General features: G+C 48.0%; 25 protein-coding genes, 2 pseudogenes and 1 riboswitch. Of the genes and pseudogenes, 24 read left to right on the forward strand and 3 right to left on the reverse strand.

Annotated features, from left to right (window positions below):
* Positions 1 to 29: 29 nt before the first annotated feature.
* The 3 genes from DCMF_RS00005 to DCMF_RS00010 form a co-directional block, all read right to left on the reverse strand.
* A complete protein-coding gene (locus DCMF_RS00005; protein ID WP_148132527.1) occupies positions 30 to 437 on the reverse strand; it encodes a hypothetical protein in 408 nt (135 codons plus the stop codon).
* A 353-nt stretch (positions 438 to 790) separates the two neighbouring features.
* A complete protein-coding gene (locus DCMF_RS29985; protein WP_257790939.1) occupies positions 791 to 913 on the reverse strand; it encodes a hypothetical protein in 123 nt (40 codons plus the stop codon).
* Positions 914 to 951: 38 nt separating this feature from the next.
* A complete protein-coding gene (locus tag DCMF_RS00010; protein ID WP_148132528.1) occupies positions 952 to 1,140 on the reverse strand; it encodes a hypothetical protein in 189 nt (62 codons plus the stop codon).
* Between the two features lie 482 nt (positions 1,141 to 1,622).
* Between DCMF_RS00010 and DCMF_RS00015 the strand changes: the two genes are divergently transcribed.
* From DCMF_RS00015 to pcrA, 24 genes and pseudogenes are all read left to right on the forward strand, one after another.
* Positions 1,623 to 2,657 carry an O-antigen ligase family protein gene (locus DCMF_RS00015; RefSeq protein ID WP_148132529.1) on the forward strand — a complete coding sequence of 345 codons (1,035 nt, stop codon included), beginning with the start codon at positions 1,623 to 1,625 and terminating at the stop codon, positions 2,655 to 2,657.
* A gap of 54 nt (positions 2,658 to 2,711) precedes the next feature.
* A riboswitch (purine riboswitch) is annotated at positions 2,712 to 2,813 on the forward strand.
* 191 nt (positions 2,814 to 3,004) lie between these two features.
* Positions 3,005 to 3,526, forward strand: a complete 522-nt coding sequence (gene purE, locus DCMF_RS00020; RefSeq protein ID WP_148132530.1) for a 5-(carboxyamino)imidazole ribonucleotide mutase — start codon at positions 3,005 to 3,007, stop codon at positions 3,524 to 3,526.
* Positions 3,527 to 3,560: 34 nt separating this feature from the next.
* Complete coding sequence (purB, locus tag DCMF_RS00025) at positions 3,561 to 4,856, forward strand: adenylosuccinate lyase (protein WP_148132531.1); 1,296 nt, start codon at positions 3,561 to 3,563, stop codon at positions 4,854 to 4,856.
* A gap of 61 nt (positions 4,857 to 4,917) precedes the next feature.
* Entirely contained in the window at positions 4,918 to 5,628 is a 711-nt protein-coding gene (purC, locus tag DCMF_RS00030; protein ID WP_148137671.1) for a phosphoribosylaminoimidazolesuccinocarboxamide synthase, read from the forward strand.
* Between the two features lie 23 nt (positions 5,629 to 5,651).
* A complete protein-coding gene (gene purF / locus DCMF_RS00035) occupies positions 5,652 to 7,094 on the forward strand; it encodes an amidophosphoribosyltransferase (protein ID WP_148132532.1) in 1,443 nt (480 codons plus the stop codon).
* 1 nt (position 7,095) lies between these two features.
* Positions 7,096 to 8,124, forward strand: coding sequence for a phosphoribosylformylglycinamidine cyclo-ligase (purM, locus tag DCMF_RS00040; RefSeq protein WP_148132533.1), 1,029 nt, complete (start codon positions 7,096 to 7,098; stop codon positions 8,122 to 8,124).
* Between the two features lies 1 nt (position 8,125).
* The gene (gene purN, locus DCMF_RS00045; RefSeq protein WP_148132534.1) at positions 8,126 to 8,797 is read left to right on the forward strand and encodes a phosphoribosylglycinamide formyltransferase; all 672 of its coding nucleotides are present in this window, start codon (positions 8,126 to 8,128) and stop codon (positions 8,795 to 8,797) included.
* Positions 8,763 to 10,304 (forward strand): bifunctional phosphoribosylaminoimidazolecarboxamide formyltransferase/IMP cyclohydrolase, encoded by a 1,542-nt coding sequence (gene purH, locus DCMF_RS00050; RefSeq protein ID WP_236860148.1) that lies wholly within the window; start codon positions 8,763 to 8,765, stop codon positions 10,302 to 10,304. Before purN ends, purH begins: the two co-directional genes overlap by 35 nt.
* A gap of 28 nt (positions 10,305 to 10,332) precedes the next feature.
* Positions 10,333 to 11,601 carry a phosphoribosylamine--glycine ligase gene (gene purD, locus DCMF_RS00055; RefSeq protein ID WP_148132535.1) on the forward strand — a complete coding sequence of 423 codons (1,269 nt, stop codon included), beginning with the start codon at positions 10,333 to 10,335 and terminating at the stop codon, positions 11,599 to 11,601.
* A 96-nt stretch (positions 11,602 to 11,697) separates the two neighbouring features.
* Entirely contained in the window at positions 11,698 to 12,810 is a 1,113-nt protein-coding gene (locus DCMF_RS00060; RefSeq protein WP_148132536.1) for a GerAB/ArcD/ProY family transporter, read from the forward strand.
* A gap of 4 nt (positions 12,811 to 12,814) precedes the next feature.
* Complete coding sequence (locus tag DCMF_RS00065; protein WP_148132537.1) at positions 12,815 to 14,401, forward strand: spore germination protein; 1,587 nt, start codon at positions 12,815 to 12,817, stop codon at positions 14,399 to 14,401.
* An 11-nt stretch (positions 14,402 to 14,412) separates the two neighbouring features.
* Complete coding sequence (locus tag DCMF_RS00070; RefSeq protein WP_148132538.1) at positions 14,413 to 15,645, forward strand: Ger(x)C family spore germination protein; 1,233 nt, start codon at positions 14,413 to 14,415, stop codon at positions 15,643 to 15,645.
* Positions 15,646 to 15,656: 11 nt separating this feature from the next.
* The gene (locus DCMF_RS00075; protein ID WP_148132539.1) at positions 15,657 to 15,887 is read left to right on the forward strand and encodes a hypothetical protein; all 231 of its coding nucleotides are present in this window, start codon (positions 15,657 to 15,659) and stop codon (positions 15,885 to 15,887) included.
* 141 nt (positions 15,888 to 16,028) lie between these two features.
* A complete protein-coding gene (locus DCMF_RS00080) occupies positions 16,029 to 17,108 on the forward strand; it encodes a GerAB/ArcD/ProY family transporter (protein ID WP_148132540.1) in 1,080 nt (359 codons plus the stop codon).
* 73 nt (positions 17,109 to 17,181) lie between these two features.
* Entirely contained in the window at positions 17,182 to 17,490 is a 309-nt protein-coding gene (locus DCMF_RS00085) for a YerC/YecD family TrpR-related protein (RefSeq protein ID WP_148132541.1), read from the forward strand.
* Positions 17,491 to 17,634: 144 nt separating this feature from the next.
* Positions 17,635 to 18,558, forward strand: a pseudogene (hisZ, locus tag DCMF_RS29455) (ATP phosphoribosyltransferase regulatory subunit); the annotation flags it as partial.
* The gene (hisG, locus tag DCMF_RS29460; RefSeq protein ID WP_236860286.1) at positions 18,556 to 19,278 is read left to right on the forward strand and encodes an ATP phosphoribosyltransferase; all 723 of its coding nucleotides are present in this window, start codon (positions 18,556 to 18,558) and stop codon (positions 19,276 to 19,278) included. The pseudogene hisZ and the gene hisG, both read left to right, overlap by 3 nt.
* Entirely contained in the window at positions 19,263 to 19,847 is a 585-nt protein-coding gene (hisB, locus tag DCMF_RS00095) for an imidazoleglycerol-phosphate dehydratase HisB (protein WP_148132543.1), read from the forward strand. The genes hisG and hisB overlap by 16 nt, the downstream gene beginning before the upstream one ends.
* A 79-nt stretch (positions 19,848 to 19,926) precedes the next feature.
* Positions 19,927 to 20,541: an imidazole glycerol phosphate synthase subunit HisH gene (hisH, locus tag DCMF_RS00100; RefSeq protein WP_148132544.1), complete on the forward strand. Its 615-nt coding sequence runs from the start codon at positions 19,927 to 19,929 to the stop codon at positions 20,539 to 20,541.
* The gene (hisA, locus tag DCMF_RS00105) at positions 20,538 to 21,278 is read left to right on the forward strand and encodes a 1-(5-phosphoribosyl)-5-[(5-phosphoribosylamino)methylideneamino]imidazole-4-carboxamide isomerase (protein WP_148132545.1); all 741 of its coding nucleotides are present in this window, start codon (positions 20,538 to 20,540) and stop codon (positions 21,276 to 21,278) included. Before hisH ends, hisA begins: the two co-directional genes overlap by 4 nt.
* Positions 21,272 to 22,024 (forward strand): annotated as a pseudogene (gene hisF / locus DCMF_RS00110) (imidazole glycerol phosphate synthase subunit HisF); the annotation flags it as partial. The gene hisA and the pseudogene hisF, both read left to right, overlap by 7 nt.
* Before the next feature lie 30 nt (positions 22,025 to 22,054).
* Entirely contained in the window at positions 22,055 to 22,366 is a 312-nt protein-coding gene (gene hisI, locus DCMF_RS29465; protein ID WP_236860287.1) for a phosphoribosyl-AMP cyclohydrolase, read from the forward strand.
* A 29-nt stretch (positions 22,367 to 22,395) separates the two neighbouring features.
* Positions 22,396 to 22,689 carry a phosphoribosyl-ATP diphosphatase gene (gene hisE, locus DCMF_RS00115; RefSeq protein WP_148132547.1) on the forward strand — a complete coding sequence of 98 codons (294 nt, stop codon included), beginning with the start codon at positions 22,396 to 22,398 and terminating at the stop codon, positions 22,687 to 22,689.
* A gap of 165 nt (positions 22,690 to 22,854) precedes the next feature.
* Positions 22,855 to 25,017, forward strand: coding sequence for a DNA helicase PcrA (gene pcrA, locus DCMF_RS00120; RefSeq protein WP_148132548.1), 2,163 nt, complete (start codon positions 22,855 to 22,857; stop codon positions 25,015 to 25,017).
* The last annotated feature ends 17 nt before the right edge of the window (positions 25,018 to 25,034 follow it).

Here is a 25,034-nt window from a genome sequence, read left to right on the forward strand (position 1 = left end):
TTTTTCGCCCCTTCCTCCTTTTTACCACTTTATTCTTTCTCCTCAGAGTGGGTTTCTACGTTTATGGGCTCTACTTTCTTTTCTTCCGCGGACTCACCGCGGAAGGCCGGAGCTAAAGCCTGCATTAAATGATTCAGGCTTTCGCCGTCTTTGAGTAAATTCATGAGATTAAAACCGGAACCTTTTGCCCCATCTTGTTTCGGATTAACAAATACATCCGCATACTGTAATAATTCGGCAATCTGACCGAACTTCTCCATGCTGTCTGCGATATCTTTTAACTGGCCGGACATCGTTTTGAGGTCAACTTTACCAAACAGGGAAGTTAAGGAAAAACCTTTGTCTTTTTTCTGCAGGCTTTCTTGAGCCAGTCTTAATTTTTCTTCCGCTTCTTTTTCTTTTGCTTTACGCTTTTTATGCCGATGATGACGACTCATATTCTCACTTCCTTCCGCTAACATAATATGTTTTTTTTATTTTTTTGGTGCCCTCTGTAGGATCGGGTGAAGTGAATCCTGGTTTAATAATTTTAGGAAGGATCCATATTTTATTTTTGCTGATCCCGGATGCCGGGAAGAGCGGGTGGGGTTTTCTAAGAGAAAAGCTGCATCCGGAGGACCGAATGCAGCTGTATCAAGTTGGGTGCCATATGTGATTAGTCGTTTAGCACACAGCAGCAGAGAAATTCAAGAACAATCAGGATGATGATCAGATCAACGATGTCGTCAAACATCCCGTTGCAGCCGCCGAGACCGCCTAAAATGCCCATTATGTGATCCTCCTTTATAAATTAGCAGATGCCGTGATCGCCAAGTACGCAAGAGCAGAGGAACTGAAGCACAATCAAGATGATGATTAAGTCAATGATGCAGTCAAAATTGCAGCCGTTGCTTAAACCCCCTAAAATACCCATTTTTTGGCCTCCCTTCTTCAAAATTAATCATGGCCGGATTAGCATTCGCTTTGAACTTCTTCTTCTTCTTCGTCACAGCTTAAAACTCCGCATAAGAATTGAAGAACAATCAAAATGATAATCAAGCAGATAATATTTCCAAATACGTTATTGTTGCAACGATCTGTAACAGCTTCCACTACGGCACAACGTTCTTCTTTTTTGTGGTGGTGGCATTTTTTGCCCATTATGCAACCCTCCTTTCACATTCTGCAGTCATGAACGATAGACCCCGGACTGGAGGACCTTCGTTTTGTCATAGTACATGTTATGAGACTTGACTGATGTTTGACACAATTTGTAGCTAAGAAAAATTATGGAAAAGAAAAATGTTCTCGGGCCTGTCCTGAGGAACCAAATGAAGTTTTCAAAAAATTCTTCTCTTGGAAAAGTATTTTTCTTTTTCGGGGAAGTGATTTATAATGGTGACTGAGTTGTATTGTTGTATTATTTTGTATCTTAAAACGGACTGAGGGATCTAGAGGTGCAAATAAGTGGAATTTTAATCGTTTTCTCACCGTTTTTCGTGTTTATCCCACAACTTGTGCTGTTATATCAATTAATTTCCCGGAAAGAATGGATTCCTAAGAGTTCCTGGACGGCGGGGCTCGGTCTTTTGTTTTTCTGGTCTTTTTTTGTTGGCATTATCAATACCCAGGTGTTCTCCGTTTTGTCGTCCTTGATGTTCTTAGGGTATTTTTCCGTGAGCAGTTTTATAGACAGAAACTGCAGCACTGTGGAGCAGATCGAAGAATTACTCCGATACATATTTCTTTTAACACTGGGTTCCGCTCTATTTGGTCTTTTGGAAAATATGGGCCTGATCAGCCATGCCCCCGCCTGGTGGAAATATTTATTTGGTTTCGTGACCTTGGTGGAAAACGAGGAAAACCTTTTTCGCATTACGGGCACCTTCGGTAATCCCAACCTGGCTGCTTCCTGGTATGCGGTGATGATTCTGGTGGGGTATTATTTTTATCAAAAATCAGGGAAGCAGGAAAAGCCTTGGTTTTTCTGGGGAATCCTGTTACTGGTTGCCGTACTGGTTATGACCGGTTCCCGAGGAGCGTTGATTGGATTACTGATGGGGCTGGTGGTTTATGATCTTTTGGCGGGAAATACTTTTCAGATGGTGATTCGATTACTGGTTTTTGTGTCCATTTTTGCATTTTTGTTTAGCTTTCCGGAATTGTTCCCCCGGGGGGATCTTTTATCCTCCACCATTGATCTGAGGTGGGCAATTTGGGAAAACTGTTTTAACATGTTCTTAAAAAAACCCCTCACGGGATGGGGGATTATGGGGATTTATTTTGCGGATAACAATGTTTATCAGTACTTGCGGGTATTGCATGCCCATAATATGCTGATTTCTTTAGCGGTGATGCTGGGATTAGGCGGCATCCTCATCTTTGTCTGGATGGAAGGAAAATTATTACAGAACCTATGGCTGTTGTTCAGAGATAAATGCCCCCTGGTACCTTTGCTGGCCGGTGTTCAGACCGTGTTTTTCGGCCATGGCATCTTTGATTTTACGATTATGGCACCCCAGATCGGATTATTATTTATCGCTTTTTCCTCTTTTATTAGCGCACTCTCTTGTTCTCGTGACACGCCGGAAGGTCCTTCCCGGTGGTATGGATGGAACCCGTTCCAAGGATCTGAAGGAAGGAACAGCAGGGTAAAGGCGAATGATAAATTTGACTAAACGAAAAACGTTCGTATTTTTATTGACAGGACCGGCAAAGGTTGGTATATTTATGATAGAAAAATAAATATGTTCTGTATAACCGTAGGGATTGGCTTACGGGTTTCTACCGGGCAGCCGTAAAGTGCCCTGGCTACAGAATTCTACCTGAAACGCGGAAAAGTCCGGGATTACATATGTATGCCGGTTTTTTCTTGATGGGTGATTTTGACCCTTTGACCCAACTAGGTTGATTTCGTGGCTAAGCGGGAACTGCCTTTTGGGTCTTTATATTTCTTTGGACTTGAAACATATTTTGGGGCAGAAAGAAAAAAGCTAATAACATGAAAAAGAAAGGTGGAAATTGCATGCGTATAGGGAAGGTAGCTGTGGTGATGGGAAGTGATTCTGATCTGCCTGTCATGAAAGATGCCGTAAAGATCCTGGAAAAACTGGGCATCGATTGTCAGGTCCATGTTTCTTCCGCACACCGGGTCCCCCATAAAACGGCCGCTCTTGCAGAAAGGGCAGAGGAAAATGGGATTGAGGTAATCATTGCGGGGGCAGGAGGAGCCGCTCATTTACCGGGCGTGCTGGCCGCTTTTACCACCATTCCAGTGATCGGAGTTCCCATTAAGACGTCCACGCTGGACGGAGTAGATTCTTTGTATTCCATTGTGCAAATGCCTCCTGGAATACCGGTGGCCACCGTTTCCATTAACGGAGCTAAAAATGCCGGTATCCTGGCCGCCCAGATTTTAGCTTTAAAATATCCTGAAGTGAGAGAGAAAATGAGGGAGTTTAAAAAAGAAATGGCGGACCAGGTGGAAGCAAAAGACCGCAAGTTGCAGGACTTAGGGGTGGACGCCTATTTGGCCGGCATGAAATAATCATTACATCAGTGAGCAAGGGGGAGATAAGACAATGATAGACCGCTATACCTTACCGGAAATGGGCAGTGTCTGGGAGCCGGAAAACCGGTTTCAAAAGATGCTGGAGGTGGAAATCTATGCCTGTGAGGCCATGGTCGATTTAGGCCTGGTGCCGTCTGAAGATTTTGCCATCATCAAAGAAAAAGCCGGGTTTGATCTGAAACGGATTGAAGAAATTGAAGCCGTCACCCGCCATGATGTGATTGCATTTTTGACGGCGGTGGGGGAAAGAGTAGGAGACTCCTCCAAATATATTCACATGGGCATGACCTCTTCGGATGTGCTGGATACCGCTTTATCGGCGCAAATGAAAGAAGCCGCGGAATTATTGCTTGCCCGTCTGCGTAAATTGAGAGATGTGTTAGCCGGGCAGGCCCGCAAACATAAATATACCTTGGAGGTGGGCCGGACCCACGGTATTCATGCCGAGCCGGTGACCTTTGGATTGAAAATGGCTCTTTGGACCATGGAAGTTGACCGCAGTATCGAACGGTTGATTAAAGCAAAAGAGGTGATTTCGGTAGGAAAAATTTCCGGGGCTGTGGGCACCTTTGCCAATATTGATCCCCGGGTGGAAGAACATGTCTGCCGCCGCATGGATTTGAAGCCGGCATTGGTATCGACGCAGATTATTCAAAGAGACCGGCACGCGGAATTCCTGACCACGCTGGCGGTGATCGGCAGTTCTTTGGACAAGTTTGCCACGGAAATTCGGAATTTACAGCGCACGGATATTCTGGAGGTGGAAGAGGCCTTTGCTAAAGGGCAAAAGGGTTCTTCCGCCATGCCCCATAAGAAAAATCCCATTACTGCCGAACGGGTGGCCGGTCTTTCCCGGGTCCTCAGGGGGAACGCGGTGGCGGCCATGGAGAATGTAGCGCTGTGGCATGAACGGGATATTACCCATTCATCTGTGGAAAGAGTAATTATTCCCGACAGTTGTATTGTGTTGGATTATATGCTTCATTTATTCATTCAGGTCATGGAAAACCTGAATGTTTATGCGGATAATATGCGGGTGAATGTAGATAAAACACTGGGTCTGGTTTTCTCCCAAAGGGTGATGCTGGCCCTGGTAGAGAAGGGTATTCTGCGGGAAACGGCCTACGAATGGGTGCAAAGAAATGCCCTTTATGCCTGGCAGACAAAGACGGATTTTCAGTACCTGATTTTACAGGATAAAGAGATTATGTCCTATTTATCCAATGAGGAAGTAGACGGGCTATTTGATTATGATTACCATCTCCGGTATATTGATTTTATTTTTGAGCGGGCGGGTTTGGAATAAAAAACTGGGATGAAAGGGTAATGACCACAAAACAAAAAAATATAAGGAGGATATGAAAATGGTGCAGAAACTAGAGATGATTTATGAAGGAAAGGCAAAAAAGGTTTATAAAACCGACAATCCGGATTTAGCCTGGGTGGAATACAAAGATGATGCCACTGCTTTTAACGGTTTAAAAAAGGGTACGATTATGGGAAAAGGGGAGCTCAACAACAAGATTTCCGCCCACTTTTTTGAGCTCCTGGCCCAAAAGGGTGTGCCGAACCATTTTGTCGAATTAAAATCCGATACCGAACAGGTGGTAAAAATCCTCCAAATTATTATGGTAGAAGTGATCGTACGCAATATTGCCGCCGGTTCCCTGGCGAAAAGATTGGGCCTGGAAGAAGGGACTCCCCTCAAACATACCGTTTTGGAATATTGCTATAAAAATGATGAACTGGGCGACCCCATGATTAATGATTATCATATTGCTGCTTTAGGATTAGCAACAAAGGAACAGATGGCTCAAATCGCGGAAATGGCCTTAAAAGTAAACGAAGTGATGCGGGAATATCTCAAGGATAAAAACATTGATTTAATTGATTTTAAATTGGAATTCGGACTGCACCGGGGAAAAGTGCTGCTGGGAGACGAGATTTCACCGGATACCTGCCGGTTCTGGGACACGGAAACCAAGAAAAAGCTGGATAAAGACCGTTTCCGCAGAGACCTGGGGGATGTGGAAGACGCCTACCGGGAAATTTTAAAGAGACTTCAGGGCGGGGAATAGTTGGTTCTCTGCTGGGGAACGAAATGATATTAGGAGGAAATGGTGTGGCCGACGTGCTAAATTTTGACGACAAGCCGAAAGAAGAGTGTGGTCTTTTCGGCATCTACGGGCCGAATTTAGATGTGGCAAACGTAACGTATTATGGCCTCTATGCCTTGCAGCACAGAGGCCAGGAAAGTGCCGGCATCGCCGTGTCCGATGGCAAGCGGTTTAAAATCCACAAAGATATGGGACTGGTGCCGGAGGTCTTTGATGAAAAGCTGCTGGAACCGATGAAAGGCTTCATTGCCATTGGGCATGTGCGCTATTCCACCACCGGTTCCAGTTTGGTGGCTAACGCCCAACCTTTAAATTTTCGTTATTTAAAAGGCCTAATTTCTCTGGCCCATAACGGGAATCTCACCAATGCCAATGAAATCCGCCACAGGCTGGCCCTGAACGGTTCGGTTTTTCAAACCACCACCGATAGTGAGGTGATCGTGAAACTGATTGCCCGCTATGGACAGGGCTCCATTGAAGAGGCATTGATGAAAACCATGATCGATATCAAGGGGGCCTTTTCTTTACTGGTGATGACGGAAGACAAACTGATCGGGGTGAGAGATGCTTACGGCGTACGTCCCTTATGTATCGGCAAAATGGGCGATGCCTTCATTTTGGCTTCGGAAACTTGCGCCCTGGATACGGTGGGGGCTGAATTCATCCGTGATGTAGATCCCGGGGAAATCGTCGTCATTGATGGAAAGGGGCTCAGAAGTATCCAAACTTTGAAGAATCCCCGCCAGGCTTTTTGTGTCTTTGAATTTGTTTATTTAGCCCGGCCGGATTCTAATTTTTCCGGGCAGAATGTGACTTTGGTGCGCCGGGAAATGGGACGTCAGCTGGCCCGGGAATATCCGGTGGAAGCGGATATTGTCATTCCCGTGCCGGATTCCGGGATTGCCGCTGCTCTGGGGTATGCGGAGGCTTCCGGAATCCCCTATATGGAAGGACTGATGAAAAACCGTTACATTGGACGGACCTTTATCCAGCCGGATCAAAAGATGAGGGAAACGGCCGTCCGCCTAAAACTGAATCCCATCCAGGGAATATTGGAAGGAAAAAGAGTGGTGATGGTGGATGACTCCATTGTCCGGGGGACCACGTGCAAGCAGATTGTGCAAATGCTCAGAAATGCCGGGGCTGTTGAAGTGCACCTGCTCGTAAGCTCACCGCCCATTCACTACCCCTGCTATTACGGCATCGATACCTCGGAACGAAACCAACTCATTGCCGCCAAACGATCTTTGGACGACATCAGGAAGTTTATCGCCGCCGACGGACTCCATTATTTAAGTCTGGACGGCATGCTGAAAGCTACCGGCTTACCGGTGGACAATTTTTGTGCCGCATGTTTTACGGGTGATTATGCCATCGAAATTCCCCAAAACGTGGGCAAGTATTCCATGGAAATTGAGGTGGATTAAGATGGGGACCACGTACAAAGAGGCAGGTGTGGATATTTCTGCCGGCAACGAAGCTGTTTCCCTGATGAAAGCCCATGTAAAGAAGACCTTTCGTCCTGAGGTATTGACGGACCTGGGCAGCTTTGCCGGACTGTTTGCTCTGAATACGCATCAATATAAACAACCTGTCCTTGTTTCCGGAACGGACGGGGTAGGGACAAAACTGAAAATTGCCCTGCTTACAGGGATTCATGATACCATCGGCATCGATGCAGTGGCCATGTGTGTCAACGATATTTTGGTGCAAGGGGCGGAACCTCTCTTCTTTTTAGATTATTTGGCCGTGGGAAAATTAAGCCCGGAAAAAGTAGCGGATATTGTAAAAGGAGTGGCGGAAGGGTGTCTTCAAGCTGGCTGCGCCCTGATCGGCGGCGAAACGGCAGAAATGCCCGGATTTTATGAAGATGAGGAGTATGATATTGCCGGCTTTGCCGTAGGCGTAGCCGACCGGGATAAAATTATTGACGGCTCCCGCATTCAGGCAGGGGATGCGATCATCGGACTTCCGTCTACAGGGCTTCATTCCAATGGTTTTTCTCTGGCCCGGAAAGTGCTTTTGGAGATCGCCGCTCTGAAAGTGGAGGATTATGTGGAAGAATTGGGTCAGACGGTGGGGCAGGCGATGCTGGTGCCTACGCGCATTTATGTGAAAGATATTCTTCCTTTACTGGGCAAATATACCATTAAGGGCATGGCTCATATTACCGGGGGCGGCCTGGTGGAAAATCTGCCCAGGGTTTTTCCGGACGGGGTGCAGGGGGAAATTGACCTGACCACATGGGAAGTGCCGGCTATTTTTAAACTGATCCAAAAGCTGGGTCATGTAGAAGAACAGGAGATGTACCGGGTTTTTAATATGGGCGTAGGATATTGCCTGATTGTTGATCAAACCCATGTGCCAGAAATTTTGAAGCATTGTGCGGGCTCTTTTGTGATGGGCCGGATGGTCCCCGGAGACCGCCAAGTGCACTTGATCGGAGGGGGAAGATGAGATGCCACCCTTACAGCTGGCAGTACTGGCATCGGGCAGGGGCTCTAACCTCCAGGCGATTATTGATGGTATTGAAAAGGACAGGCTGCCTGCCTGCATCAATATTGTGATCAGCGACTGTGCCGATGCTTTTGCCCTGAAACGGGCCCAGGATCATGGCATCCCCTGGGCCTATCTTGACCCCCGTCAGTATGGGAACCGGCAGGACTATGACCGGACTTTGGCAAAAGTAGTGGAGGAGTCCCGGGCTGATCTGGTGGTCTTAGCCGGATTTATGCGGGTGTTAAGCACCTGCTTTTTAGAGCGCTTTCCCCACCGGGTGATTAATATTCATCCGGCTTTGCTGCCCTCCTTTCCCGGCATGCACGGACAAAAACAGGCGTTGGCATACGGGGTAAAAATATCGGGCTGTACCGTGCACTTTGTGGATCATGGAGTGGATACCGGGCCCATTATTGCCCAGCGGGCCGTACCGGTGCGGGATGATGATACGGAAGAGAGTTTATCCCTGCGCATTCTGGAACAGGAGCATCAGCTGTATACCGAGGTGATCGGCTGGATTGCCCAGGACCGGGTGGAAGTAGTGGGGAGAAGGGTGAATATTAAAGAGGCTTTGATAGGAAAGGAAGGTCTTGATCGTGAAAAAGAGAGCCATTATCAGCGTATCCGATAAAACCGGTGTCGTAGAACTGGCAAAAGAACTGGTTCAGTTCGGCTATGAGATTGTTTCCACCGGGGGAACCTATAAAACCATCACACAAGCAGGGGTGGAGGCGACCTATGTTACTGAGATCACAGGTTTTCCGGAGATTCTGGAAGGCCGGGTGAAAACACTGCACCCCCATGTGCACGGAGGGATCTTGGCCAAAAGGACGCCGGCCCACTTGGCTCAGTTGAAAGAGTTGGGCATTGTGCCCATTGATTTGGTCGTGGTAAATCTGTATCCTTTTCGGCAAACCATTGCCAAAGAAAACGTGACCTTGGAAGAAGCCATTGAAAATATTGATATCGGCGGACCGACCATGGTGCGGGCAGCGGCGAAAAATTACCAGTCTGTGACCATTATCGTCAATCCCGCGCGCTATCAAGAAGTGATCAGCCAGTTAAAAAGCGCCGGCACCGTCAATGAGGAAACCAGGTTGCGTCTGGCTGCGGAAGCTTTTGCCCATACCTCCGAGTACGATACCTATATTGCAGAATACCTGAAAAATGTGGCAGGCAGGGAACCGGGATTTCCGGAAACCTTAGTTTTAAGGGGAGAAAAAATTCAAGATCTGCGCTATGGGGAAAATCCCCATCAAAAAGCTGTTTTTTACCGGGAATTCGGCGCTCAGGGAGCCAGTGTGGGTACAGCCAGGCAAATTCATGGGAAGGAGCTGTCCTTCAACAATATTATCGATCTCAACGCAGCGCTGGAACTGGTGCGTGAATTTGATCAACCGGCAGCTGTTGTGATCAAGCATACCAATCCCTGCGGCACCGCTTTGGGGCAAACCTTGGCGGAGGCTTTTGAACGGGCCTTTGACGCCGACCCGGTTTCTGCTTATGGCGGGATTGTAGGATTGAATCGGGCTGTAGACAAAGAAACGGCGGAAAAAATGTCCGGCTCTTTCTTGGAAGCCATTATTGCGCCCGCCTTTACTTCTGAGGCCCGGGACATTCTGATGAAAAAGGCCAATGTAAGATTGTTGGAAACCGGGGACTTTCATCAATCCGGGGTATCCGGCGTTGATGTGAAAAAAGTAAATGGAGGAATCCTTCTTCAGGATGTAGATACAGGCAAGGTATCTCTAAGTGATGTGCAGGTTGTCAGCGAGGTGAAACCAACAGAAGGGGAATTGGCAGAATTGTTGTTTACTTGGAAAGTTGTTAAGCATGTAAAATCCAATGCCATTGTCGTTTCTAAAGATCGGCAGACCATTGGGGTAGGAGCAGGGCAAATGAACCGGGTGGGTTCCGCCAACATTGCTTTTGCCCAAGGAGGAGAAAAATGCCGCGGGGCGGTATTGGCTTCCGACGCTTTTTTCCCTTTCCGTGATACCATCGACCAGGCTGCTCAAGCCGGAATAACCGCCATTATTCAACCGGGCGGTTCCACGCGGGATGAAGAGTCTATTCAGGCCGCCAATGAACATGGTATCGCCATGGTATTTACCGGAATGAGACATTTTAAGCACTAGGCTTACGGATAGGGGAGTGGTTTACTAGATGAAAGTACTTGTTGTAGGCGGTGGGGGGAGGGAGCATGCTTTGGTTTGGAAGCTGTCCCAAAGCCCCAAAGTATCTAAAATATACTGTGCTCCGGGAAATGCCGGGATCTCGGAGCTGGCGGAATGTGTACCCATCCCGGCAGGCGACGTGGAGGCATTACAGGAATTTGCTCTAGATAAAAAAATAGATTTGACGGTGGTGGGACCGGAGGCCCCTTTGATGGCAGGAATCGTCAACAAATTCTCTGCGGCGGGATTGAAGATTTTTGGCCCCTCCCAAGAAGCGGCAGAAATTGAAGGCAGTAAAGCCCTTGCCAAGGAAATCATGGAAAAATATCATATTCCCACGGCTAAATACCAGGTTTTTATAGAGATCGAGCCCGCCATCGCATATATCAAAGAAGTGGGCGCGCCGATTGTGGTGAAAGCAGACGGGCTTGCCGCCGGCAAAGGTGTTATCGTCGCTCAGGATGAAGACACGGCAGTGATGGCAGTGAAAGAAATGATGGAGGAAAAGGCCTTTGGAGAAGCGGGCGCAAAGGTCGTCATTGAAGAGTTCTTAGAGGGAGAAGAAGTAAGCATTCTGGCTTTTACCGACGGGGAACACGTGGTGCCCATGGTTTCTGCCCAGGATCATAAAAGAATTTTTGACGGTGACCAGGGACCGAATACCGGAGGAATGGGGGCTTATTCACCGGCCCCGGTTTATACCGGTGAGATTGCCCAGGTTACAGTGGAAAAGATTCTCCAGCCCACGGTGGCCGGGCTAAAAGCGGAGGGACGTACTTACCGGGGTGTGATTTATGCAGGATTGATGGTAACCAAGGATGGCGTCAAGGTTTTGGAGTATAACGCCCGTTTTGGCGATCCGGAGACCCAGCCGGTGCTCATGCGCCTGGAGACGGATTTAGTGAATATTATAGAAGCTATTTTGGCAGGCCGTTTGTGCGGGCAGGAAATCAAATGGTCCGGCGATGCGGCTGTGTGTGTGGTAATCGCTTCGGGGGGGTATCCCGGACATTATGAGACCGGAAAACCCATTCGCGGATTAGGGCAAGCGGGGCCGGAAGCTTATGTATTTCATGCCGGAACAGCATTCCGGGGTGAGGAAGTTGTTACGTCGGGAGGCCGGGTACTGGGCGTCACCGCAAGTGGGAAGACCGTTAAGGAAGCAATCAACCGGGCATACGGCGAAACAGAGAAAATCCGCTTTGCAGAAATGCATTATCGCACCGACATTGGCGCAAAAGCATTAAACAGAAAATAACCGGGGTCATCGACCTCGGTTATTTTTTCGAATAATTTCTTTCATTTGGTAAAACCTAAAAGGTACGGTTATCGATACCCAAAGGAGACTTTTGCTGTGCTGGAAAAAGGAAAAATTAGTCCGGGGCAGGCCGCCGTCTTAATGATTCTTACTGTTCTGGCGACAGAAAACCTGATCCAACCGACTATTTCCGCCAATTATGCCCGGGCGGATGCGTGGATGCTTACGGTATTTGCAGCGGTTTTCCAACTGGGATTAATTTTTATCATAGATAGAACCGGAAAAATGTTTCCCGGGGAAAGCCCTGTGCACTGGACGCGCACTGTTCTAGGCACATACCTGGGCATGGCCGTGATCATCCTCTATCTGTTTTACCAGCTCTGGCTAAATTGCCTCATCATTCGTACCATTGCTGAGTTTTTACTGACCGCTTTTATGCCGGATACGCCCATCGCGGTATTTGTGATCGTACTCACCTTATTAGCGGCCTGGGTGGTAAAAGCCGGGCTTGAGGTTTTAGTAAGGTGCGCCACCTTTATTATTCCCGTATTTTTAGTAACCTTTTGCCTGATCCTGGTGCTGTTGGTTCGAGAGATGGATCTGTCCCAGATCACGCCGGTGCTGGAACAGGGCATCAAACCCGTATTGAAAGGATCCATCCTCCCTATTGTGTGGCGGGGAGAAATTGTGCTCATGTTTTTTTTGTGGCCCTATTTGAATAGGCCGGAGCAGGGGTTTAAGGCGATGGTGTGGGTGGTCGTGGCCATTACCATCGTGATGTTGCCCACCACCATTGCGGTGACGACTATTTTTGGTCCTACTGCCCCCCACCATATTTTTCCAACTTATGCCCTGGTCAGGTACATCAGCGTGGGACAATTTGTGGAGCGTGTGGATGCAGTGGTCATGGCCCTGTGGATTGCCGGGGCTTTTATTAAAATCGGCGCTTTTTATTATGTGGTCTGTTTAGTGCTTAGCGAACTGCTGAAGTTAAAAGAGTATCAGGCTGTTGTGTACCCTCTCGGCGTGATTCAAGGAGTTTTGTCCATTGCCGTCGCTCCCAATGTCGCTGTCTTGACAAGGATTTTGGACCGGGTAGTGACATCTTCCGGACTAACCTTTGAATATTTAATCCCCATAGTATTGATTGTATGTGCCTATCTGAGAGGGCTGCACCGGAAGCCTCATGATCAAGTACAGGAGAGATAAGAGAATGGTCTTCAAAGGCTTAAAGGAAAAAGTAAAGCGTTTTTTGCACCATGAAAAGCCGGAAAAAAGCAGCGAAGAAGATAATAAGGTGCTCTACGGCGCATTGGACAAAAACGAGGATTATTTCCGGGATCTATTTCGCCGGTGCAGTGACGTGGTTTTTCGCAGTTTTCAAATTTATACGCCCGACAGGATCCGGGTGCTGGTTCTATTTATTGACGGGCTGACCAATCAGCAGGTAGTGAGTGAAAACGTAGTCAGAGCCTTGATGATTCATTATTTAGGGGAAAAGGGGAAATCTTCGGACCCACCTGTGCTACATGCCCAAAACCATGTGATTTCCATGACAGAAGTGACCAGGGAAAAGCGGATGGTGAAACTGGTAAATGCCGTGCTGTCCGGAAATACGATTCTGATCGTAGACGGTCAGTCAGAAGCCTTGATTATCAGCGCCAAAGGCTGGGAGTCCCGAAGTGTTGGGGAACCGCAAGCCGAGCCGCTGGTACGGGGTCCGAGAGACGGTTTTACGGAGAACCTGCGCACCAATACGGCCTTAATCCGCCGGCGTATTAAGAGTTCCCGCTTGAAGGCGGAAGCATTTGAGGTGGGGTCTCTCACCAAAACCGCGATAGCTGTTCTTTACATTGAAGGAATTGCCAATGATAAGGTGGTTGAAGAAGCAAGACGCAGGATCCAAAGGATTAAAACGGACAGTATCTTGGAATCCGGCTATTTGGAGCAATTTATCGAAGACAGCCCCTGGTCGTTTTTTCCCCAGGTTGATGTCACGGAGCGCCCTGATAAAATTTCCGGGAATTTGCTGGAAGGGCGTGTAGCAATATTAGTGGACAATACCCCTTTTGCCCTCATCGTACCGGTATTGTTTCTGCAATTTTTACAGACCCCGGAAGATTACTATGTCCGGCCCTATCAGGCTTCTTTTTTACGCCTGCTGCGTTTTGTGACTTTAAATATTGCTTTATTGCTTCCTTCTTTTTATATTGCCATTACTACTTTTCACCAGGAAATGCTTCCCACTCCTTTGCTCATTTCTATTGCCCAAGCCAGGGCGGGGGTTCCCTTTCCTGCCTTTGTGGAAGCCCTGTTGATGGAGCTTTCTTTTGAAATTGTGCGGGAGGCAGGCCTGCGTCTGCCCCGCCCCATGGGCCAAGCCGTATCGATTGTAGGCGGTTTGGTGATTGGGCAGTCGGCTGTTACGGCAGGGCTGGTATCACAAGCTATGCTGATCGTCGTGGCGTTGACGGCTATGGCCAGTTTTTCCCTCCCCACGGTCCACGCCACAGATGCTTTACGACTGCTGCGTTTTCCCATCATGGTACTTGCGGCCACCTTAGGCCTCTTTGGCGTGATGGCGGCCTTACTGGTGATTTTAATTCATTTGTGCTCTTTGCGGTCTTTTGGCATCCCTTATTTATCCCCCATTGCTCCTGTATCCTTCCGGGACTTAAAAGATGTGCCAATCCGGGTTCCCTGGTGGGCCATGTTTACCCGTCCCCGCCTCATCGGCTATAAAGAGCCGCAGCGTCAGGATTTTTGGCAGATGCCTCATCCACCAAAGAAAAGGGAATAGGGGGGAATGATATGTTTCATCTCAAGAAAGTGGGGGCTGTTTTCTTGTTATGTCTGCTGACAACCGGATGCTGGAGCCGGAATGAAGTAGAGGATTTGGCCATCGTATCGGCAATCGGTATCGACCAGGTACAACAGGGAGATGCGAAAAAAATTCAGTTTTCCGTACTGGTAGTGAAACCGGAGCGGTCTAGCGGGGGAAGCCCGATTGGGGCAGGGACGGCCGGCGGCGTCCCGGGCTGGATTAATTTTGGAGAAGGAAACAGTGTGTTTGACGCCCAGCGCAATCTTTCTACGACGACCCCGCGCAGAATATTTTTAGGACACTCCCGGGTCATTATTTTGGGAGAAGAAACAGCCCGAAACGGGGTAGGGGATATTATTGATTACCTGGAACGGGACAAGGATATTCGGCTCCGGAACTGGGTGGTGGTGTCAAAGAGTTCTGCTTTGCAGACGCTCACACTGGATCCGGTGCTGGAGAACTTGTTTTCCGATGAAGTCAACGATTTGCTTACCTTGAGTGCGCCCAGGGTATCCAAAACCTATGCGGTAGATTTAAAGGATTTTTTGGTGGATTTGGCCTCTCCGGGAAAGGAGGCCGTGCTGCCTTTGTTGGAGGTGCGAGAAATTCCCAAGGAGGTGTCCTTAGAGTCCCAGCAGGGTGGGCAGACAAGGTCCACAAAAAACATCCGTTTGGAAGGATTGGCGGTTTTTTACGAGGATAAAATGGTAGGTGAACTGAAAGAGAGAGAAACCAAAGGCTTTCTTTGGGTGATCGGGCAGGCAAAAACCGGAACCCTTACTTTTTCCGTTCCGAACAAAGGGACTAAAAAGCCGGTTCAGGTAACCGTAGAAATGACCCGGGCCAAATCCCAAATCAAGACGAAAATTCTTAACGGAAAGCCGGATATTTCTGTGAAAATTGTGGCAGAGGGCAATTTGGGAGAATTCTCCGATCCCGAAGCCAGTATCAAGCCGGAGGATATTGCATTCATTAACAAGGCCTATGCCGCACAAATTAAAGAAGAAGCGGAGATGGCCCTCGCCAAATGTCAGAACGAATTCCAATCGGACATTTTTGGATTTGGCAGTATCTTTCATCGGCAGCATGCAAAATATTGGGCCCAATATCAGTTGGAGAAAAACTGGACAAAGATCTTCCCTGAAGTGCCGGTCAAGGTGGAAGTTCAAGCAAATATTCGCAGAACCGGTCTTACATCGGACAGTATTTCTATTGAGTAAGGGGAATGTCCATGCAGATTGCTGCACTATCGGTGCTTTTTTTAATCATCATTGCCCTGGAAGTACCCAGGTTAGTAAAAGGAAAAATGTGGAGAGAACTGGTGGTTTTTTCCGTGCTCTTACTGGCAGGGGCGGGCTTGTCTTACGCCCTGGCCCTGAATATTCCCGTGCCGAACCCCACCAATGTGATGGAAAAATTGTTTGAGCCCGTCAGCCAGTGGATTGACAAAGTCCTTTCCTAGCCTCTAAGTTCAGTCTAAAGTCTAAAGTCAAAAGTCAAAGTTTTTTAACCCGACTTCAAGACTCTTTGATTGACCTTCGACTTTGGACTTTCGGCCTTTGACTCAAGCGTGAAAGGATTGCTGAATAGAACGAGGAGTTTTATGATGAAAAAAAAAGAATATTTGTCCAACAGGCAGATTATTCTGCTCGTTGTCTTTTCCAGCATTTCCACTTCTGTGTTCTTTGTGCCCGGTGAAGCGGTAACGATTGTTTTTCAGGATATTTGGATTTCTATTCTCATTGCCGTAGGGGTGACCGCTTTACTAGGCATGTATCCTTTGGCGGATATGGGGATGCGTTTTTCCGGTCAGTCCATTATCCAATATAGCGGAAAGATCCTGGGGAAAACCGGAGGGAAACTGATGGGTTTGTTATTAACCTTCGGCTTTTTCGAGCTTCACACGTGGACTTTACGGGAATTTAGCGAATTAGGCATTGTCCTTTTGCCGGAAACCCCCTTTTTGATTTTTTTCCTTATCATGTCCATCGTCGTAGCCTTTGCCGTGTTCCATGGCATTGAAGTCATCGGCCGCAGTGCGGAATTTGTTTTTCCTTTGGGATTAATGGTGTTAATACTGGTGGGGATCATGAATATTTCCGACATTAATTTCACGAATCTGCAACCGGTTTTCGAAAATCATGCCGGGAAAATTTTCAATGCCGCTCAGTCCCCTTTAGATTGGCTGACCACTGGGGTAGGTTTCGGGGTATTGACCTACTACTCCAATCAGCCGAAGGGATTAATCAAGGTAGGGCTGGTTTCCAGCGGTTTAAGCGGGGTGATTTTGCTCTTTTTTTCCCTGCTCCTCCTCTGTGTATTTGGCTCCACTATTTTGGGAACCGCCAATTTTCCCATGTTTTTATTGGCCTCCTACGGGAGATTAGGCGGTTTTGAAGCACTAATCATTACCGTATGGTTCAGCTGGATTTTTATCCGGGCAGCCCTATATGCCTTTGTCACCTGTGTCAGTATTACGCATTTGTTTGAATTAAAAGATTTTCGCCTGATTGTTATCCCGGAAACGGTTTTGGCGACCGTTTACAGCTACCAGCAATATAAAAGCTTCATGGAATTATCCTATCACTATAGTATTGGCCATGTTTATTATGAAATTTTTCAACTTTTGTTACCTTTGGCTCTCTGGATGGTTTTTTTGTTGAGAAAGAAAAAAATTACTTGACATCATTTTGCGAATCAGGCAGGAAATTATTATATTTTATGGAATATATAAAGGGTTTCGAGGAGGAATCATAATGGCGGGAAGTAATAAATGGAAAGATCCTTTTGTTGATGCTTTATTTGAAGCAATCATGCTGCTGAAAAATGAGGAAGAATGCTATCGTTTCTTTGAAGATCTTGTCACGGTAGGGGAGGTTAAGTCATTGGCTCAGCGGCTGGAAGTGGCGAAGATGCTGGAGCGTGACGAAACCTATACCAGAATTGCCGAAGTTACCGGGGCAAGTACCGCAACGATCAGTAGAGTAAAAAGATGCTTGAATTACGGGGCTGACGGGTATAAATTGATCTTGCACAGATTGAGGGAAAAGAACAAGGGCGAGTAATCGCCCTTGTTTTTTTGTCACAAAATATTTATCTTGACGGGCAAAACACCGGATGGTAAGATTGCTTTAACGCGTTAATTAGTTAAAGTATAAAAGGAGATTTTTACGGTGCACAAGACGTTTAACCTGCAGATACCCAGCGGGATGAAGGATTTACTGCCTGATGAAGCAAGAAAAAAAAGGAACCTGGAAAATGTTCTCATCGCCAAATTTCTCGACTGGAGCTATCAAGAAGTAATTACACCTGTTTTAGAATATTATGATCATTTAGTCCCGGCGGAGACGCCTGACGACCAATTTTTTAAGCTTATTGACCGGAGAGGCAACATTTTAGCCCTGCGTACAGACATGACGACACCGATTGCCCGGATGGTGTCAACCAGGTTTTCTCCGGAACAATATCCCTTAAGGCTATTCTATCTTTCTAATGTATTCCGCTACGAAAATCCCCAAATGGGAAGACAAAGGGAGTTTTACCAGGCCGGGGTAGAATTAATCGGGGAGTCGGGACCGGCAGCTGATGCCGAGGCAATTGCCCTGGCGGCAGAATGCTTGCGGGAAGCGCAGCTGAAGGGATTTCAGATCAGTATCGGACACATTGATTTTTTTCGCGGTATTGTGAATGAACTTGACGTAGAGGCAGGAGTCAAGGAAAGAATCATTCGCTCCGTGGCGGAAAAAGATTTTGTCGAGCTGGAGATCCTTTTGGAAACCTACCGGGTCAATGCCGAGATGAAAAGCTTGATCCTGTCTTTGCCTTCGATCCGGGGTGATATCAGCGTGGTAGAAAAAGCAGAGAAATTAATCAAGAATCCTATGGCCAAAGCTGCTTTGGAAAACCTGCGGCAGGTCTTCCAATTGCTGCGCGTGTATGGCGTTGATCAGGATGTATTTGTAGATTTTGGCATTATGAGAGACTTTGATTATTACAGCGGCATTGTCTTTGAAGGATACAGCCCCGGAGTAGGCGTCCCCATTTGCGGGGGAGGCCGTTATGATCATTTATTGGGCCAGTACGGGTCTGAGGCGCCGGCAACCGGTTTTGCCATTGGCATAGAACGGTTGATGCTGGCCCTGGAAAAGCAAAAACCCCAGGCCAAACCATTTTTAACAATCGCTCTTCCCAAAGGGAAATTGGGTAGTGAGGCAATTCAGGCCTTGAAGGATGTAGGCTACCCCACGGCAGGCCTGGAAACAGATTCCCGCAAATTGCTTTTTTCCTATCCGGAACACCGGGTGAGATATATCGTTTGCCGCCCCACGGATGTACCGACTTATGTAGACTATGGTGCGGCGGATATTGGTATGGTAGGGAAGGATTCCCTTGTGGAGAGCAATAAGGATGTTTTTGAATTGGTGGATCTAAAATTCGGCTTGTGCCGTTTTGTGGTGGCGGTCCCGGAACAGGTGGCGGAAAACCTGGCTGATGGTGACGGCAAGGTGGCCCTGTCCCATTTTAATCATGCCCGGGTGGCCACCAAATTTCCCCGGGTGGCAGAAACCTTTTTCCGGGATCAAGGTATCCAGGTGGAAGTGGTGAAGCTGCACGGAAATATAGAGCTGGCGCCGATGGTGAATCTTGCAGAGCTGATTGTCGATATTGTGTCCAGCGGTGCTACTTTAAAGGAAAATAACCTGGTTCCCATTGCGGATATTTTTCCTGCTACGGCCCGTTTAATCGCCAACCGGGTCAGCTATCGTATGAAGCATCGTCAGGTACAGGAACTGGCGGAAAAATTACGGGATTTTACCGGTAACGGAGGTGGTAGAGCATGCGAAAATCAGTGATGGAAAGAAGCACGGCAGAAACCAAAATTGAGCTGGCCCTTCATCTTGATGGGCAGGGTAAATATGAAGGAAGCTGCGGCATCGGTTTTTTTGATCATATGCTGGCTTTGTTCTGTACACATAGTCTGTTTGATCTGAAATTAGCCATGACCGGTGATTTGGTGGTGGACGGGCATCACAGCATCGAGGATTTGGGATTGGTGCTGGGGCAGGCTTTGGACCAATCCTTGGGAAATAAAGCGGGTATCTGCCGTTACGGGACTTTTTTTGTCCCCATGGATGAGGCCCTTGTCATGGCCAGCCTGGATCTAAGCGGAAGACCTTATTTCTTATATCATGTGGCGGTAGCTTCACAAAGAGTAGGGGATTTTGAAACGGAACTGGTACCTGAGTTTCTGCGTGCCTTTACTTCCAGCGGAGGCATTACTTTGCATCTTCATAAAATTTCGGGCACCAACAGCCACCATATCCTGGAAGCCGTATTTAAAGCCTTGGCCCGGGCTTTGCGCCAGGCAGTTTCTCCGGATGGGCGGGAAACGGGGATTCCCTCCAGTAAGGGAGTGTTGTAAGAACGGGACCCGGCATTCGGTTACCGGGAAAACATGATGTTACATCGTCCCTTTGGACTTTTTCCAGGAGGTGAATGAAATGATTGCAATCATTGATTATGGCATGGGAAACCTGCGCAGTGTTCAGAAAGGCTTTGAAAAAGTGGGTTATGCCGCTTTTATTACAAACGATCCCCAAAAGGCGCTGGAAGCTTCAGGAGTGGTATTGCCTGGAGTGGGGGCTTTTGAAGATGCCATGAAAAACCTGCGGCACACGGGATTTCTGGACGCCATTAAGCAAGTTGTCCGGCAGGAGAAACCCTTATTAGGGATTTGCCTGGGCATGCAGCTTTTTTTTGAGGAAAGCGAGGAAAATGGTGTCCATCAGGGCTTGGGCTTGCTCTCTGGAAAAGTGGTCAGGTTCCGTTTGCCTGATGACATGAAAGTACCCCACATGGGTTGGAACCAAATCAGAAAAGAAGGAGACTGCCCGATTCTGCACGGGATCTCTTGCGGGGCCTATTTCTATTTTGTTCACTCATTTTATGTGGCCCCGGAAAATTTTGATTTTGTAGGAGCTATAACAAATTACGGTGTGAACTTTGCCTCCGTCGTGGGACGGGGGAAAATATTCGGGGTTCAATTCCATCCGGAAAAAAGCACGGGCCCGGGATTGCATATTTTAAAGAATTTTGGGGTGGTGGCGGCGCAATGATGATGATTCCGGCCATTGATATCCGATCGGGAAAATGTGTCCGGCTGGTTGAGGGAAAACGCCACCGGGAAACCATTTATGCCGATGATCCGGTAGGAGTAGCGAAAGCCTGGGAAGAGGCGGGAGCGGAAATGATTCATTTGGTTGATTTGGACGGAGCTTTTGCCGGCTCTCCCCAAAACTTGCCTGTGGTGGAAGCGGTGATCAAAGGGATCAGAATACCGGTCCAATTGGGCGGCGGCATACGAAAGATGGCGACGATGGAAAAAGTGCTGGCGCTGGGGGTTAACCGGGTGATCTTGGGTACGGCGGCTGTTTCTCATACCGCCTTGGTGGCTGCTGCCTGCGCAAGGTTTGGGGAAAGAATTGTCGTTGGCATTGACAGTAAAAAGGGTTTGGTGTCCATTGAGGGATGGGAGGCCACGGTGCCTAAGACCGATGTGGAATTAGGCCGGGAAATGAAGAAGCTGGGGCTGGCCCGGGTGGTTTACACCGACACGTGCCGGGACGGCACCCTGCAGGGGCCGAATATTGAAGCTGCCGTCCGGCTGGCAAAAGAAAGCGGCTTAAAAGTGATTGTTTCCGGCGGCGTCTCTTCCTTGGAGGATCTCAAAAAGATTAAACAGATGGAACACCATGGTTTAGAAGGGGTTATTATGGGAAAGGCGCTTTATGAAGGAGCCGTTGACTTACGGGATGCCATCAAGCTGGACAGAGGAGAACTGAAACCATGTTAGCGAAACGCGTGATCCCTTGTCTTGATGTGACAGAGGGACGGGTGGTCAAGGGAACCAATTTTATCAACCTGAAAGATGCCGGCGATCCCGTAGAACTGGCGAAACTCTATGATCAGGCGGGAGCAGACGAGCTGGTGTTTTTAGATATTACGGCTTCTTCCGACAGGCGGCGTATTCTGCTGGATGTGGTCAGGCGTACGGCGGAAGAAGTGTTTATCCCCTTTACGGTGGGCGGCGGGTTAAGAAGCATGGAAGATATTCGTCAACTGCTCACGGCCGGGGCGGACAAAGTATCCCTCAATACTTCCGCCGTCCAGAATCCTGCCTTTATCAAAGAGGCTGCTTTAAAATTCGGCAGCCAGTGTATTGTGGTAGCGGTAGATGCCCGGCAGAACGGCAGGGGGGGGTGGGAGGTCTATACCCACGGCGGACGGACCGCTACGGGAATAGATGTGTTGGCATGGGCGAAGCAGGTAGAGAATTTAGGCGCCGGGGAAATACTTTTGACCAGCATGGACCGGGACGGCACCAGGGATGGGTACGATCTGGAATTAACCCGGGCTGTTTCGGACAGTGTCCGCATCCCGGTAATTGCCTCGGGAGGCGTGGGTACCTTGAAACATGTGGCAGAGGGGTTGACGACCGGTGGGGCAAGCGCTGCTTTGGCCGCTTCCATTTTTCACTATGGTGCCTATAGCATCGGAGAAGCAAAAAAATACCTGAGCCTTTGTGGGATAAACGTACGTCCCACAAGTGAGCCGGGGGATTTTCCCTTTATGGAGTCTTTGCAATTCGATCACCGGGGATTAATTCCTGCCATTATCCAAGATCGTAAGTCAAATCAAGTATTGATGATGGCATGGATGAGTAAAGAATCACTGATTCTTACCTGTATATCAGGCTTTACCTGGTTTTACAGCAGGAGCCGGAGAGAATTGTGGAAAAAAGGGGAGACCTCCGGCCATACCCAAAGGGTAGAAGAAATGCATTATGATTGCGATGGGGATACCCTGCTGATCAAAGTGGACCAGCAGGGAGTAGCCTGCCATGAAGGAATATTCAGCTGTTTCCATAATAGAATTAAATAGGGTATTAAATATTTATAGGAGGGAAGCTCATGGCCGTTACCGATTTGGGCGAAGTTCTGGCAGAAGTTTACCAGGTAGTATTAGAACGGAAAGCTGCTCTGCCTGAAGGGTCATATACTACGTATTTGTTTACAAAAGGACAGGATAAGATTTTAAAAAAAGTGGGAGAAGAGGCGGCGGAGGTCATCATTGGCTCCAAGAATCAGGATAAATCTGAAGTAATTTATGAAACCGCTGATTTGCTCTATCATTTGTTGGTCCTTTTAGGGTTCCATGAAATCAGTTTAGAGGAGATTGCTTTGGAATTGTTAAACAGGCGTTGAGAAAAGGTCAGTATAATCACCAGGCAACTGGGAAAATTAAGTATGGCAGTGCCAGCCCTGAAGGGCTGTTTTTTTGTTTATTCTGCAATAATTGGCGGCAGGTAACAGGATTTTATTTTGCTCTGGCGAAAATTAATTATGGGATAAGCGTCAGAGGAGGAGAATATGGATTTACTTGCACATTTAAACCCCCCACAGCAGAAAGCTGTGACAGATACGGAAGGGCCTCTCCTGATTATGGCAGGTGCCGGATCGGGAAAAACAAGAGTTTTAGTGCACCGGGTGGCCTATCTGGTGGAAGAAAAAGAGATTGATCCTGCCCGGATCTTGGCGATTACTTTTACCAACAAGGCCGCCAAGGAAATGAAGGAACGGATTGAGAAGCTGGTGGACAAGGGAAGCCGGAATATGTGGATCGGCACCTTTCATGCCACCTGCGTGCGTATTTTGCGCCAGGATATCGCCAGTTTAGGCTTCAACCGCTATTTTGTCATCTATGATGATGCCGATCAGCAATCTTTAATGAAGAAATGTTTAAAAGAGTTAAATATGGATGATAAAAAATTTGCTCCCCGGGCCATCGCCGCTACCATTAGCAGTGCCAAAAACAAGTGTTGGGATGCGGAAAAATTCAGCCTGATGGCCGGAAATTATTTCGAGACAAAGGCGGCAGAGGTGTACAAATTATACCAGAAAAAGCTTACGGAAAATAACGCCTTGGACTTCGATGATCTGATTATGAAGACAGTGGAGCTTTTTACCCGGAAACCGGAGGTTTTAAGGTATTACCAGCATAAGTTTCAATATATTCTGGTGGACGAGTATCAGGATACCAACCACAGCCAATACCGCTTGATTCAGTTGCTGGCCGCAGGTCATCACAATCTGTGTGTGGTGGGGGATCCGGACCAGTCCATTTACCGGTGGCGGGGCGCGGACATTCAGAACATTTTGGATTTTGAGCAGGACTATCCCCAGGCCCAAACCATCCGGCTGGAACAGAATTACCGTTCCACCCAGACCATTCTTGATGCCGCCAATGCGGTGATTAAACATAATTTTGGACGCAAGGAAAAAAGACTTTGGACGGACCAGGGCCCGGGGAATAAAATTACCTACCGGGCCACGGAAGATGAAAAAGCGGAGGCTTCTTTTGTAGCGGAAACGGCCTATGCCCTCCATGAACAAGACAGATTGAGTTACCGGGACTGTGTGGTCCTGTACCGGACCCATGCCCAGTCCCGTTCCCTGGAAGAAGCATTGATTAAATACAAAATACCTTACCGGATTTTTGGCGGCATCAAATTTTATGACCGCAAAGAAATCAAAGATACCATGGCCTATTTGAAGGTGCTCTCCAATCCGGATGATAGTGTGAGCCTGGCGCGAATTATCAATGAGCCCAAAAGAGGCATCGGCATTTCCACCTGGGAACGGGTTGAGGAAGCCGCAGCAGCAAAAGGGATCAGTGCCTTTGCCGCCCTGGGGGATCCGGATGGTGTTTCCGGCCTGTCCTCTCGGGCTGTCAATGCCTTGCAGGCATTTTATGAGATGATGAATTCCCTGTTGCAGCAAAAGAATGACTTGTTTTTGACCCAACTGGTAGAGGAGATATGGAGCCGGACGGGTTATGAACGGGTACTGGCGGAAGATAAATCTCCGGAAGGAGAAAGCCGGCTGGAAAACTTAAAAGAATTTCTTTCCGTGACAGCGGATTTTGATCGTACCGCCGAGGAGCCGACGTTAGAAAACTTCCTGGCCTTAATTTCTCTCACCACGGACCTGGATTCTCTTCGGGAAGAAGACGAAGCCGTGACGCTGATGACGCTGCATACGGCCAAAGGACTGGAATTTCCTGTCGTCTTTTTAGTCGGATTAGAAGAAGGCGTTTTTCCTCACGGACGCTCCATGCTGGACGAGGAAGAAATGGAAGAAGAACGGCGCCTGTGCTATGTAGGCATCACCAGGGCCAAGGAGAGGCTGTATCTGACCAGAGCTTATCACCGCATGTTGTGGGGAAACAGCCAGTATAACTGTGAATCCCGGTTTATTAAAGAAATACCGGACGAATTGCTGAATACCGGCATGGGGGAAAAATCCCTATCCCCGGAGGCCCCTTCCGGACAGAAAGACTTTACAGCCCCTGCCCGGCCCATGGGGAGCAGCAATTTGTTGAACCTGGGCGATAAAGTACAGCATGCAAAATTTGGTACCGGAGTGATTGTAAAAACCGATGGTTTGGGAGAAAATATGGAAATAAGCGTAGCATTCCCGAACAATGGGATTAAGAATTTTATTGTCAAATATGCGCCGATCAGGAAAATCTAGGAGAGAAGACAGCATCC

The organism is Candidatus Formimonas warabiya, from assembly GCF_002777255.1.
Taxonomy (GTDB): Bacteria; Bacillota; Dehalobacteriia; order Dehalobacteriales; family Dehalobacteriaceae; genus Formimonas; species Formimonas warabiya.

Coding starts and splice junctions, on each gene's coding strand:
- DCMF_RS00080 (WP_148132540.1), top strand. CDS start 16,029: ATGATGAAAAAAAAAGAATATTTGTCCAACAGGCAGATTATTCTGCTC.
- purD (WP_148132535.1), top strand. CDS start 10,333: ATGAAAGTACTTGTTGTAGGCGGTGGGGGGAGGGAGCATGCTTTGGTT.
- hisA (WP_148132545.1), top strand. CDS start 20,538: ATGATGATGATTCCGGCCATTGATATCCGATCGGGAAAATGTGTCCGG.
- purM (WP_148132533.1), top strand. CDS start 7,096: ATGGGGACCACGTACAAAGAGGCAGGTGTGGATATTTCTGCCGGCAAC.
- DCMF_RS00085 (WP_148132541.1), top strand. CDS start 17,182: ATGGCGGGAAGTAATAAATGGAAAGATCCTTTTGTTGATGCTTTATTT.
- purB (WP_148132531.1), top strand. CDS start 3,561: ATGATAGACCGCTATACCTTACCGGAAATGGGCAGTGTCTGGGAGCCG.
- purE (WP_148132530.1), top strand. CDS start 3,005: ATGCGTATAGGGAAGGTAGCTGTGGTGATGGGAAGTGATTCTGATCTG.
- hisG (WP_236860286.1), top strand. CDS start 18,556: ATGCTGGCCCTGGAAAAGCAAAAACCCCAGGCCAAACCATTTTTAACA.
- purF (WP_148132532.1), top strand. CDS start 5,652: ATGATATTAGGAGGAAATGGTGTGGCCGACGTGCTAAATTTTGACGAC.
- pcrA (WP_148132548.1), top strand. CDS start 22,855: ATGGATTTACTTGCACATTTAAACCCCCCACAGCAGAAAGCTGTGACA.
- hisE (WP_148132547.1), top strand. CDS start 22,396: ATGGCCGTTACCGATTTGGGCGAAGTTCTGGCAGAAGTTTACCAGGTA.
- hisB (WP_148132543.1), top strand. CDS start 19,263: ATGCGAAAATCAGTGATGGAAAGAAGCACGGCAGAAACCAAAATTGAG.
- DCMF_RS00065 (WP_148132537.1), top strand. CDS start 12,815: ATGGTCTTCAAAGGCTTAAAGGAAAAAGTAAAGCGTTTTTTGCACCAT.
- DCMF_RS29985 (WP_257790939.1), bottom strand. CDS start 913: ATGGGTATTTTAGGGGGTTTAAGCAACGGCTGCAATTTTGACTGCATC.
- DCMF_RS00070 (WP_148132538.1), top strand. CDS start 14,413: ATGTTTCATCTCAAGAAAGTGGGGGCTGTTTTCTTGTTATGTCTGCTG.
- purN (WP_148132534.1), top strand. CDS start 8,126: ATGCCACCCTTACAGCTGGCAGTACTGGCATCGGGCAGGGGCTCTAAC.
- hisH (WP_148132544.1), top strand. CDS start 19,927: ATGATTGCAATCATTGATTATGGCATGGGAAACCTGCGCAGTGTTCAG.
- DCMF_RS00075 (WP_148132539.1), top strand. CDS start 15,657: ATGCAGATTGCTGCACTATCGGTGCTTTTTTTAATCATCATTGCCCTG.
- hisI (WP_236860287.1), top strand. CDS start 22,055: ATGGAGTCTTTGCAATTCGATCACCGGGGATTAATTCCTGCCATTATC.
- DCMF_RS00010 (WP_148132528.1), bottom strand. CDS start 1,140: ATGGGCAAAAAATGCCACCACCACAAAAAAGAAGAACGTTGTGCCGTA.
- DCMF_RS00005 (WP_148132527.1), bottom strand. CDS start 437: ATGAGTCGTCATCATCGGCATAAAAAGCGTAAAGCAAAAGAAAAAGAA.